Origin of the sequence: Streptomyces klenkii (genome assembly GCF_003626645.1) — a bacterium.
Lineage (GTDB): Bacteria > Actinomycetota > Actinomycetes > Streptomycetales > Streptomycetaceae > Streptomyces > Streptomyces klenkii.
Genome location: NZ_RBAM01000006.1, coordinates 186,084 through 197,699 on the forward strand (window position 1 = coordinate 186,084; position 11,616 = coordinate 197,699).

12 protein-coding genes are annotated in these 11,616 nt (G+C 73.4%); 3 read left to right on the plus strand and 9 right to left on the minus strand.

The window, feature by feature from the left end:
- Positions 1-97: 97 nt before the first annotated feature.
- Positions 98-901 (minus strand): NAD(P)H-dependent oxidoreductase, encoded by an 804-nt coding sequence (locus D7231_RS16490; protein ID WP_120756212.1) that lies wholly within the window; start codon positions 899-901, stop codon positions 98-100.
- Between the two features lie 97 nt (positions 902-998).
- On the opposite strand from D7231_RS16490, the gene D7231_RS16495 reads away from it, so the two are divergent.
- Positions 999-1,895 carry a helix-turn-helix transcriptional regulator gene (locus tag D7231_RS16495; RefSeq protein ID WP_120756213.1) on the plus strand — a complete coding sequence of 299 codons (897 nt, stop codon included), beginning with the start codon at positions 999-1,001 and terminating at the stop codon, positions 1,893-1,895.
- Between the two features lie 16 nt (positions 1,896-1,911).
- Here the strand turns inward: D7231_RS16495 and D7231_RS38350 are convergent, their stop codons facing one another.
- On the minus strand, positions 1,912-2,469 hold the full coding sequence (locus D7231_RS38350; protein WP_324196977.1) for a DUF4232 domain-containing protein: 558 nt from the start codon (positions 2,467-2,469) through the stop codon (positions 1,912-1,914).
- Between D7231_RS38350 and D7231_RS38355 the strand changes: the two genes are divergently transcribed.
- Positions 2,438-2,650, plus strand: coding sequence for a hypothetical protein (locus D7231_RS38355; RefSeq protein ID WP_324196978.1), 213 nt, complete (start codon positions 2,438-2,440; stop codon positions 2,648-2,650). The genes D7231_RS38350 and D7231_RS38355 overlap by 32 nt on opposite strands.
- 348 nt (positions 2,651-2,998) lie before the next feature.
- Here the strand turns inward: D7231_RS38355 and D7231_RS16505 are convergent, their stop codons facing one another.
- Positions 2,999-3,610: an HdeD family acid-resistance protein gene (locus D7231_RS16505; protein WP_228774915.1), complete on the minus strand. Its 612-nt coding sequence runs from the start codon at positions 3,608-3,610 to the stop codon at positions 2,999-3,001.
- Between the two features lie 440 nt (positions 3,611-4,050).
- Between D7231_RS16505 and proP the strand changes: the two genes are divergently transcribed.
- On the plus strand, positions 4,051-5,544 hold the full coding sequence (gene proP, locus D7231_RS16510; RefSeq protein ID WP_120756216.1) for a glycine betaine/L-proline transporter ProP: 1,494 nt from the start codon (positions 4,051-4,053) through the stop codon (positions 5,542-5,544).
- A gap of 73 nt (positions 5,545-5,617) precedes the next feature.
- Here the strand turns inward: proP and D7231_RS16515 are convergent, their stop codons facing one another.
- From D7231_RS16515 to D7231_RS37055, 6 genes are all read right to left on the minus strand, one after another.
- A complete protein-coding gene (locus D7231_RS16515; RefSeq protein ID WP_120756217.1) occupies positions 5,618-6,496 on the minus strand; it encodes a methylenetetrahydrofolate reductase in 879 nt (292 codons plus the stop codon).
- Between the two features lie 85 nt (positions 6,497-6,581).
- The gene (locus D7231_RS16520; RefSeq protein WP_120756218.1) at positions 6,582-8,225 is read right to left on the minus strand and encodes a GH3 family acyl-acid amido synthetase; all 1,644 of its coding nucleotides are present in this window, start codon (positions 8,223-8,225) and stop codon (positions 6,582-6,584) included.
- On the minus strand, positions 8,222-8,887 hold the full coding sequence (locus tag D7231_RS16525; protein ID WP_120756219.1) for a hypothetical protein: 666 nt from the start codon (positions 8,885-8,887) through the stop codon (positions 8,222-8,224). Before D7231_RS16525 ends, D7231_RS16520 begins: the two co-directional genes overlap by 4 nt.
- A complete protein-coding gene (locus D7231_RS16530; protein ID WP_120756220.1) occupies positions 8,880-9,578 on the minus strand; it encodes a DUF6182 family protein in 699 nt (232 codons plus the stop codon). Before D7231_RS16530 ends, D7231_RS16525 begins: the two co-directional genes overlap by 8 nt.
- 1 nt (position 9,579) lies before the next feature.
- Complete coding sequence (locus D7231_RS16535; protein WP_120756221.1) at positions 9,580-10,716, minus strand: hypothetical protein; 1,137 nt, start codon at positions 10,714-10,716, stop codon at positions 9,580-9,582.
- Positions 10,717-10,752: 36 nt separating this feature from the next.
- Positions 10,753-11,562 (minus strand): CPBP family intramembrane glutamic endopeptidase, encoded by an 810-nt coding sequence (locus D7231_RS37055; RefSeq protein WP_241999775.1) that lies wholly within the window; start codon positions 11,560-11,562, stop codon positions 10,753-10,755.
- Positions 11,563-11,616: the final 54 nt, after the last annotated feature.

The window sequence follows — 11,616 nt, forward strand, 5'->3', positions numbered from 1 at the left end:
TTGAGCTTCTGAGCCGCTCAGCCTCCGAGTCCCGCAACCGCCGGCCGGCGTCACCTCGTACGAGTCGTACGGGGCGACGCCGGCCGGCGGTCTCGCGTCACGGGCGCGGATGCGCGTGGAGGTCCAGGCCGCTCGTGCCCGGCGCCTCCCTCCCCGGCAGCAGGCGCATGTCGTGGTCGTAGTCGCCGCCGGTCAGCGTGCGGAACGGGACCGGGGCGTCGGTGAAGAGCCCGTCGAGCCGTCGTGCGTACGCGCGCCGCGCCGCTTCGACCCGCTCCGGCGGCAGCTCGTTCGCGTGGTACGTCACGAACGGCTCCACCGGGGCCATGCCGGTGAACCAGAACAGCCCGTGCTGGATCGGGTGGAGGACGTCGGCGAGCCGCCCGTGGATGCCGCGGTCGGAGAACGACGTCTCCCTCGCGCCGGCCGTGACCGACACCAGCGCCCGGCGGCCCACCAGGGGAGCGCCCTCGCTGTAGGGCGGCGGCAGGGCGGGCCCGTAGCCGAACCCGGCGGTGAACACCCGGTCGATCCAGCCCTTGAGGATCGCGGGCGCGGAGAACCACCACATGGGGAACTGGAGGATCACCGCGTCCGACCACCGCAGCTTCTCCTGCTCCGCGGCGACGTCCGGCGTGAGCCGCCCCGCCAGGGTGGCGCGCTCGGAGTCGGACATGACCGCCAGCGGCCGGTCACCGGGGTGGTCGGGGAAGTCGTCGGCGTCCAGCGTCGCCTTCCACTTCATCGCGTACAGGTCGGAGACCTGCACCTCGTGTCCTGCCGCGCGCAGATGGCCGGCCGCGAAGGCGGTCAGCGTGGCGTTGAGCGAGCGGGGCTCGGGGTGGGCGCTGACGATGAGGATCTTCTTCGGCTGCTGCGGCTGCGATGTGGTTCCGTTCATGACGCCACGTTCTCCCGGACGCGGCGGGGCAGCCAGAACCCTCTTCAACCGGAGGTCCGCTGATCCTGGTACTGACAGGGCCACCCATACTGGCGGCATGCACGACACGCATCAGGTGGAACACGTGGAACGCGGCGAGGCCCCGGCCGGCATCGACGGCGTGGGCGACGCGCGGCGGGCGCTCGGCGGCTTCCTCCGTGCCCGCCGCGGGCGCGTCTCGCCCGAGCAGGCCGGGCTCCCCGGCGGACGCCGCCGGCGCGTGCACGGGCTGCGGCGCGAGGAGCTCGCCCAACTGGCGGGCATCAGCGTCGACTACTACGTGCGCCTCGAACAGGGCCGCGCCACCCAGCCCTCGCCGGAAGTGCTCGACGCCCTCGCCACGGCGCTCGGCCTCGGCACGGCGGAGCGCCGGCACCTCGCCACCCTCGCCGGGGCCCCGGCCGGTCCGGCCCCGGGGACGCGGGTCGGCCCCGTGCTTCAGCGCATCGTGGACGGAATGGCCGGCCTGCCCGTCTTCGTCACCACGCACCGCCTGGACGCCGTGGCCTGGAACCACCTGGGCTCCGAACTCGCCGGCGGCCTGGCCGAGCCCGGCCGGCGCGACCGCAACCAGGCGGCGTACCTCTTCCTCGACCCCGCCGCGCGGGACGTCTTCCCCGAGTGGGAGGACAGGGCGGTCGAAGCCGTGGGCCAGCTGCGGGTCGCCGCCGGCCGCTACCCCGACGACGCGGAACTGACCGCCCTGGTGACCGGGCTGTCCGCGCGCAGCGCCGACTTCCGGCGCATCTGGGCCACGGGCGAAGTCGTGATGTGCGCGGCGGGCCGCAAGCGGGTCCGCCACCCGCGGGCCGGGCTGCTCACCCTGGACTACCAGACGCTGCACGTGCCCGCGCTGCCCGGCGAGACGGGCCTGGTGATGCACGTCTTCACACCCGAGACGGACAGCCGGGAGGCAGCGGCACTGGCCCGGCTGGCCGCCGGGCCGAGTGACTGAACCGCGGTCCCGGTTCTTACTGTTGGAGGACGGCGTCCGGCCGGCCGGGCCCCGGCGTACCGGCCGGTCCGCCGGTGGCCGGGGCGCGCGTGTTGTCGTCCTTCTTCCAGGGGCCGACGCCCAACTGCCCTGTCGTCCCCAGGTCGAACTCGGGGGTCACCATCACCGCGGGGGCGCCGGGCTGCGCCCGCACTCGCGCATATGGAGCGTTCACGGGTTCGCCGCTGGTGACGGTGTTGCGCCAGACCAGAACCGAGTACGCCTGCTCGCCCGGGTTCAGGGCCAGCGGCTGAGGCGATCCGTCGGCTCCCGTACCGGTGGAGATGGCGCTGCCGCCGCGGAGGATGTTCACGCTGTCCACGGCCCGGTGGCTCGCGTCGAGCAGCTGGACCTCCGGGTAGCCGTTGAGCCGGTAGGGCTGAGTGCCGCAGTTCCGGAGCCGGATGCCCTGGGCACGCAGCCCCATGGCGGCGTTTCCCTCGTCCACGTAGACGTGCACACCCGACGGCGGGCAGGCGCCCTCTTGTGACGGCGCTTCGGCGGTGGGAACGCTCCTCACCTTCGCGACGCGCACCCGCGAGCTGTCCTGGACGCCTGACTTCGGCGTGCCCGGCGCGCCCGACTCCCCCGGCTCCGGCCCGCTGGGAGTGAAGGTGCCCCGCGCGGTCCGTCCGGGCCCCACCGACGGCACCGTCTGCTCCGCCATCTCCATTCCCACACCGGAACTCGACGGGAACTCGAAGGTGACCGTGTAAGTGAACGGTTCCTTCTCGCGATTGGTGACCTCGAACGTGACGCAGGGACGCGCGCCGCGCCCCGCACCAGTGATCGTCACTCCGTCCTTGCCCGGCTCGCCGGACGTCGCGCCGGAAGGCGAAGGCCGTGCCTCGCAGGGGGAATCGCCGTGAGAGTCCGGGGTCCCGGACGCCTGCGCCGCTGACGGACCGGCACTCTGCGTCCCGCACGCGGTGAGCAGCGCGGCACCGGCCAAAACAGCGGGAAGGGCACGAAAGTTACGAAGCATACGGCGATTGGATCAAGACCGTCCCGCAATTGCCGTGACCCCCGCCACACTTCCTGTCACAGTCGTGCCACGGACGCCGTCAGTGCTGCGGGTGGGCGTGCCACCGGTGGCCACGGCCGCCCGTGCCACCCGCGCCGCCCTGGGGCGCGCTGGGCGCGGACAGCTTTCCGAGCCGCGCGCGCAGCCGGATGCCGTGCCCGACCTCGATCACTCCCATGACGACCAGCATGATGCCGACGACCATCGTGAGGACGGCGATCGACTCGAAGGGCGACGTGATGACCACGATTCCGGCCAGGACGCTGATGACTCCGAGGAAGACCTGCCAGCCGCGGGCGGGGAGCGCCGGGACGGACAGGGCCACGCCCGTCAGCATGACGCCGCGCAGCAGCCAGCCGAAGCCGATCCACAGCGCGAGCAGCAGCAGCGACTGCGCGGGCCCGCGGAAGGCCACCAGCCCCAGCAGCACGCAGATCGCGCCGCTGACGAACCCCAGGGCGCGCATGTGCCCCGGGATGTGCGTGCCGAAGGCCCCTGCCAGCTGGAAGACGCCCATGGCCAGCAGATAGATGCCGAAGAGCACGCCGACCACCGTCAGGCTCGCCTTCGGCCAGGCCAGGACGACGACCCCGAGGGCGACCGAGGCCACGCCCGCGCTCACCAGGACCTGCCATCCGGCGTTGGCCAGCATGGTCAGACCGGAGGGAATGTCAGCGGGGGCTCGGGCATCGGGTTCACCGACGTCCGTACGGGCCTGGTGGGACGCTTGGAATTCGTTGGATCCGCTGGGTCCACTGGGTCCGCCGGATCCGTTCGAGGAAAAACTCATGGCGCTTACCTCTCGCCCCCGCGCATGAATTGCCCGACTACTCCCCCGTATCAGGCTTGCACAGTTCCCGGCAGGGCGACACCGGAACCCGGGCCGGCCCGGGTCAACTCGGCCCCCGAGCGCGGGTGCGGCGACGCCCCTACCATGGGATTGACGGCCTTCCGCGCCCCCGTCCCCGCCCCTGATTCCGCCCCCGACTCTCAGGTGGAGCATTGAGCGCCGATCGCAGAAGACTCCCGAAGGGGACGCCCGCGCCCCGGCGCGGCGCCCCGCAGCGCGGCGGGACTTCGGCCACCGACCGGATGCTCAGGACCGTGCTGCGGCGCCGCAAGAAGATGCTGACCATCGAGGACGTCACCGTCACGGACCGCCCCGAGGTCCACCGCGCCGTCTCCGCCGCGGCGCTGGGGAACATGATGGAGTGGTTCGACTTCGGCGTGTACGCCTACATGGCGGCCACGCTCGGCAAGGTCTTCTTCCCCTCCGGCTCCTCCGGCACGCAGGTGATCGCCGCCTTCGCCACCTTCGCCGCGGCCTTCGTGGTGCGCCCGCTCGGCGGCCTGGTCTTCGGCCCGCTGGGCGACCGCATCGGGCGGCAGAAGGTGCTCGCCGCCACGATGATCATGATGGCGGTCAGCACGTTCGCGGTCGGTCTGCTGCCCGCGTACGCCACGGTCGGCGTCGCCGCGCCCGTACTGCTGCTCGTGTGCCGGCTGGTGCAGGGCTTCTCCACGGGCGGCGAGTACGCGGGGGCCACCACGTACATCGCCGAGTACGCGCCGGACAAGCGCCGGGGGTTCCTCGGCAGCTGGCTCGACTTCGGCACCTTCGTCGGCTACGCGCTCGGCTCGGGTCTGGTGACCGTGCTCACCGCGGTCCTGGGCACCGACGGCCTGGCCGACTGGGGCTGGCGGCTGCCGTTCCTCGTCGCCGGGCCGCTCGGCCTGATCGGCCTCTACATGCGCATGCGCCTGGAGGAGACGCCCGCCTTCCGCGCGGAGGCGGAGAGCGAGGCGGAGCTCGCCGGCGCCGAGGAGGGCCGGCAGTCCGGGCACGGCCGGCTGAAGGAGATCTTCACCGGGCACTGGCACGCCGTGCTGATCTGCATGGGCCTGGTGGTGGTCTACAACGTCACCAGCTACGTCGTGACGTCCTACCTGCCGACGTTCATGACCGAGACGCTGAAGCAGAACCCCACCACCGCACAACTGCTCGTCCTGGCCACGATGATCCTGGTCGCCCTGACCATCACGACCGTGGGCCGGCGCTCGGACACCTGGGGGCGCCGCCCGATGTTCATGGCCGGCAGCGCCGCCCTGGTCGCCCTGGCCGTGCCGGCGCTGCTGCTGATCCGGGCCGGCGGCGTGCTGCTGCCGGCGCTCGGCTGCTTCGTGCTCGGCCTGCTGCTGGTGGTCTTCGCCGGCACCTCCGCGGCCACGCTGCCGGCGCTCTTCCCCACCCGCATGCGCTACGGCGCGCTGTCGGTGTCGTACAACATCTCCGTCTCGCTGTTCGGCGGCACCACGCCGCTGGTCGTCTCGGCGCTGCTGGAGAGCACCGGCAACGAGATGGTCCCGGCCTACTACCTGATGGGCGCGGGCGTCATCGGCTTCCTTTCGGCGTTCTTCCTGCACGAGACGGCGGGCAAGCCGCTGCGCGGCTCGGGCCCGATGGTGGAGACGCCGGAGCAGGCGGAACGGCTGGTGGCCCACAGCCGCACCGAAGCGGGCCGCCGGGCCCGCAACGTATGGCTGCACCTGCGCCACCCGGGACACCGGCACGACGAGAAGCGCTGAGGGGCGGCCGGGGACCCGCCATTTTCACGGGCCGTCCTGTCCTGCCGTCCTCACGGACCCTTCTGCCGGCGCGCTACGAAGCCGCCGGGATCGTTGCGCGGAAGCCCGCCACCCACTCCGCCGTGGCCCGCAGGCCGCCGAAGGTGTAGAAGTGCAGCTTGACGGTGCCGTGCCGCTGCGGGTCGTAGCCTTCGGAGAGGGCGCGCAGGAAGCGGTCGGGGCCTGCGGTTCCCATGAGGTGGGTGAGGGAGAGGCCGTACTTCCGGGCGATGCCCGCGCTGGTCCCCACGCCGAACCGGGCCGCGTACCCCAGCAGCCTGCGCACCCCCGCGGGCCCGGGGACGCCGACCCTGACGGGCAGGTGGATGCCGCGGTCACGCAGCTCCCCGATCCATCCGAGGACCGGGCCGGGGTCGAAGCCGAACTGCGTGATGACGTGGCCGGGTATGCCACGCTCGGCGAGCGCCGCCGCCTTCCGCTCCAGCGCCGACCACAGCTCCGGGCCGGTGATGGCCGGGTGCCCCTCCGGGTAGCCGCAGATGCCGACCTGCTGGACGCCGTACCGCTCCAGCAGCCCCGACCGGATCAGCGCCAGGGCCTCCCCGTACGGCCCCTCCGGAACGGCCGGGTCGCCGCCCACCGCGAACACCTGCCCGGACGTCCCGTCGGCCCGGAGCCGGGAGAGGAACTCCTCGAACGCCGCGCGGGAGGGCATCCGGCGGGCCGACAGGTGCGGGACGGGCTCGAAGCCGAGGTCCTTCACCGCACGGGCCGCGGTGAGCCGCATCGGCAGGTCCTCGTTGCCCAGGAAGGTCACGTTGACGCGCGTGCCCGCCGGGAGGTAGTGGCGGGCCTCGTGGAGATCCGGGACGTCCTTGCCGGTCATTTCGAGGGAGAAGTCCTCAAGCAGCAGGCCGGTGGCTCCACCGGGCGAGGCGGTACGAGAATCCATCGTGCTCCGTAAGGCGTGGGACGACCCGACTGCACGAGGGTAAAGGAACACCCGTCCGCTCCCGTCCCCGGCCGTTCCCCGGCGGTCACTCCCCCAGCAGGAGCTTCCACGCGGCCGGATCCGGCTGGAGGATCTGGTCCTTGACCTCGGGCGGGCGCATGCCGGCCGCGACTCTCCGGTGCCAGTGCCGGGCGAAGGCCTCCGGCGCGACCGGACGGACCACCGGCGCGGCCAGCGCGCCCCGGGCCCGGGCGGCCCGGTAGCCGTGGGAGAGCCGGCCGAGCTCGCGGTCCAGGGCCTGCGCGAGGGCGGGGAGCTCGCCGGGGAGCGGCTCGGGGTGCAGCGCCGCGGCGACGGCGTAGCCGGGGGTGCCGGTGCCCGGTTCCACCCGGCAGGTCGCGTTCCCGATGTCGAGCCCGGCCCGCAGGGCGGTGGCGCGCAGCGCCCGTACGAGGTGGAATTCGCGCAGCCGCTCCCCCGCGGCGTCGCTGAGGGTGTTCCGGCCCGCGTATTCGACGCGCGGGACTCCGTGCACGTGGTCGACCACGTGCACCAGGTCGCCGAGGACGTAGCGGTAGAGGCCGCCGATGTGCGAGAACACCACGTGGTAGTCGCGCCCCGCCTCCAGCTCGTGGTGGAGCAGCGTCGGGCTGTCGGCGCGGATGTCGTGCCCGGCTTCGACGAACTCGTAGAGGGCGGTGGAGACGGCCAGGGGCCCCGCGGTCGGGTGGCGGTCCAGGGGCACTCCGACCGGGCCCTCCGACGCGGCGGCGGGCGTGGGCAGCACGGTGACGCCGGTTCCGTACAGTTCCCTGAGCCGCGGGAGGTAGAGCGAGGCCACCCCGGAGGCCCAGCAGTAGAGGAGCCGGATCCGTGGCCAGATCACGGCCGGGGTGGGGCGGCCGGCATAGGCCGCCTGCCGTTCGAGTTCGGCCGCCCGCGAGGGGTTCGGTGTTCCGCCCGGGGCTCCCAGGTACGTGCCGTCGTGCAGGTCGCGCAGCAGCCGGGGCCACCACTGGGCGAGCAGGACCGGCAGCATGGCGATCAGGGCCGGGTTGTGGCCGATGACGCAGCGCACATCGTGCTCGGCCGCCATCCGCACCCGCAGGTACAGCTTGTCCAGGTAGGCCGAGTCGTCCACGGGAACGGGGAGTTCGGCCCAGGGGGCGTCGCCGCCCGGCTCGCGCAGGGCGACGCCGAAGGCGCGGCCCATGTCGGCCTGGCTGGGGCCGAGGCTGTGCCGGCCCGAGCCGGTGGTGGCCGGCCGGGCGAGCCTGTCGTGCCGCAGGTTGAGCGTGGCGGCCGGGCGGGTGATGACTTCCGGGAAGTACTCGGCGGGCACCCCCATGGCGGCGCGGAAGAACGGCAGATAGGTGGTGGTCAGGAAGCGTGAGGTGACCGGTACGCGTTTGCGCGCCCCGGTGCTTCCACTGGTGGTGAAGAAGAGCCGCGGCTCTTCGGCGGTCAGGATCCCGGGCTCGCCCGCGGCGGCGCGGTCGATCCACGGCTCGTAGTCCGCGTAGGTGCGCAGGGGCACCGCCGCCCGGTAGTCGTCCATCGTGCGGAGACGGGTGAAGTCGTGCGCGGAGCCGAAGACGGTGTCCGCGTTCTCGGCGAGGAGTCCCGTGCGGACGCGTTCCTGCCAGTCGCCGGCGTGGTGCAGCGCCCGCGCCAGCCGGTACTTGTCGGCGACCAGCCCGCGGCGATAGGTCTCCCGGTCCCCGGTCACAGCCGGCCTCCTCTTGCTCGCGCCGCTGTTTCCCGGAGGCCCGGTTCCCCGACCGCCCGTGCGACGGCGGCCGTGGTGGCCGCCACGTCGCCGCCGGCACTGATGCGGACGACGGGGAGGCGGGCGACCTCGTCCAGCAGCAGGTCACGCAGATCGGCCTGGAACCGGAGGAACTCCGCTCGCGTGCCGGCCGTGCCGTAGTGCTCCATGGGGTTGAGCAGCGCCCCTTCGCCGCTGCGCCGCCAGGCGTCCGCGGGGTCCACGTCGAGCAGGACCACGCCGCGCGGCTGCGGGAAGGTGCGCCACCAGCGGAAGGCCCGGTCGCCGTCCAGGCCGAGCAGGCGGCATTTGGCGAGGACCTTGTAGTAGTAGGAGTCGAGCAGCACGGTCCGGCCGGCGGGGCCGGCGAGGGCCCGGTCCCGCAGGTACACCACGCCGACCTGGAGCAGCGACAGCACGAAGTCGCCCGAGTACGTGCCGCCGCCGTCCCGGAGCGCGGTGCCGAGCAGGGCGTGCAGGCCGGCGTGGGGGGCGTACTCCTCGGGCAGCATGTGGCGGTCGTAGGAGACCGGATGGATCGCGGACCGCCCGTCGGCGAGCGCTTCGAGCACCGAGGACTTGCCGCAGTAGTCGGTGCCCAGCAGCACCCAGAAGTCAGCCATGGCTCCGCTCCTCGGACAGGCAGGCGTAGGCGCGCAGCGCTTCCGGGGCGTCGGTGTCGCGGTGCACGCGCAGGTAGGCGTAGCCGCCCGCGGGTGGTGCCAGCTCGCGCGCGTGGGAGACGAGGATCCGGTCGTGCGGCCGCAGCAGTCCGGTGATCAGGGCTTCGCCGAGCGTGTGGGTGAGGTGCACCAGGTACTGCGGCAGGCCCAGGCCGCGTACGTCCACGGTCAGCCGCCACTGCGCCGGGGCCCCGGCCGTCGGCGCCGCGCCGGGAGCGGCCGCGGGCACGGTCACGGTGACGGTGTCCGGTAAGTCTCCGGGCAGCTCGCCGCGGAGCGAGCGCAGCAGCAGGCAGAGGCCGCGGTAGTGCGGGCGGGGAGCCGTCGCGTACCAGCAGACGCTCCCGTCGGCGGCCGTCGTCGTCGGGGGGTGGCGCACGGAGACGTTGCCGGGGTTTCCGGCGAGGAAGAGGGTCTGCGTGAAGTTGGCGAGCCACAGCCCGCGCGTCGCGGCGGGGAGCACGGCGGCGAATTCCAGGGCCGAGGCGGCGAACCCCGCCGGGTCGAAGGACCGCAGCACCGCGATCGCGGCGGCCCTCCGCTGTTCGCCGGCGAGCCCCGCCCGGCGCGTGCGTGCCGCGAGCGCGGCCTGGAGCTCGTCCTGCGTGAACATCTCGTCCTGCGTGAACATTTCAGAGGAACACCTCCTCCAGCAAGGGGCGGGCCGTGGTGGTCCGGGACGTGGCCAGCAATCCCGTGGTGAGCCGGTAGGGGTGGACGTATCCGTAGGGGTGGGCGCACCGGCCGAGGAGTTCCGGCAGTTCGTGCTCCGCGGCCGGTACGGAACACTCCAGGAGCCGGTGCGCCCGTGCCATGCAGCGCCACAGCAGGTCCGTCCGGAACGGCTCCCGGTCGCCCTGGCCGAGGCCGGCGATGAAGTACAGCCGCAGGCCCAGCCGGTAAGGGCGCGGCCCCACGCGGTCCAGGAACGTGCGGGCCAGGGGCGCCGCCGTGCGGCCCTCCCATCCGCCGTGGCGGCTGGTCCGCACGCTGCCGCCGAGCCGGACCCGTCCCAGGCCGACGAGCGACACCCGGGCCCCCAGCGCGGTGAGAACGTCGCGGAGCAGGGCGTAGTCCGCGAACGACTCGCGGTCGCAGGCCAGGACGAACCGGTCGTACGCGCCGATGAGGGGGATGAGTTCGCGGAGGGTGCCGGCCAGGTAGTTGGGGTGGCCGTCGGCGCCGACGATCTGGCGCAGCGCGGTGCCCCGGGCGGTCAGGTCGAGGTACACGGGCCCGCGCCACGGCCGGTGGTCCACGCACAGCCCGTGCCCGGTCAGCGCCTCGACCGTTTCGTCCAGCGAGGCGGCGGGGCGCCGGCGGGTGCTCAGCCCGGGGTCGCGGAGCCCGAGTTCGCGGAACCGCCGGGCCCACAGTGCCAGGACGCGCTCGCCCGCCGGGTGGAGCCGGCCGTGCCGCTCGGCGGCGTCGCGGCGCGCGGCGAGGTCCTCCGGCGCCGGTACGGGCCCGCCCGCGTCCCTCCGCCGCTGGAACTCCACGTACAGTCCGCCGATCTGCTCCTCGTCGAGCAGGTCGTAGTCGGTACCCGGATGGACGCGGTCGAGGTAGGACCAGAATCCCAGGGTCTGTCCGTTGAGGTGAGCCACGGTGTGGCTGTGGAGGTGGTCCACGTCGTGCAGCAGCCCGGTGGCCCTCCTGAGGACGTCGGCCCAGAGCAGGCCTTTGATATGACTGAGCGTCAGTGGTTTGGTGGGGGCGACCGGGACGGGTGCGAAGAGGACGCGCTCCCGGCTCTGCGGAGTCCGCATGCCGTCACCCCCGCCCGGCCGGTGCGGAGGGGACGGTCAGAACAAGAGGAAGACCCCGATGGCGCCGATGGCGGAGTCGGCGACCAGGTGTGCGACCCAGGCGGCGAGGATGCCCTCGCTCCGGATCCGGATGACGCCCAGGACGATCCCCCACGCCGCGGCCATGGCGGCGCCCGGCCACCCGGAGGGGAAGCCGCTGAGGTGCGCGACGCCGAACACGACGGCCTGGAGCACCACGGCCGGTGCGGTGCCCAGCAGGGTTCTCAGCTCGGTGAGCAGGAAGCCCCGGTACAGGAACTCTTCCGCGATCCCGTTCACCACGGCGAAGCCGACGATGACCGCGAGCAGCAGGAGGGGTGACCGGTCCCGGGCGCCGTCGACGAACGGCGGGGGCGCGGGATGGACGATCCGGGCCCAGGTCACGAGCGCGGCGGTGCTCAGCACCACCGTGGCGGCCATCAGCCAGGGCAGTTCCCGCGTGGTCCGGCCGCGCCTGAGCCACTGGCCGGTGGGGTGGGGGGCACGGCACCTGCGGTTGACGAGGTGCCCCACGCCGAGCGCCAGCAGCACGGTCACCGGCCAGATCAGCACCGTCCCGTTCAGGACGTGCGCACCGGTCAGCGCGAAGGCCACCACGAGGTCCGCCAGCAGCGTCGTACGCACGGCCGGGGCGGAGCCCGAGGCGATGGCGGCCGTGGTGGCCAGCACCGCCCCGGCCGCCACGACCAGGGAGACGACCGGCGAGCCGGCAGTGACCGGGACCCCGATCAGGAGCGCCGCCGTCCCCGCCGCGAGGCCGGGGAGTGCGGTCCGCTGCCGCGGGGCGATGGCCTCGTCGCTCTGCATGGTCAAGGCTGTCCCTCCCCACGGGGGCCGGTGGTCGCGAGCAGTCTAGCGAGG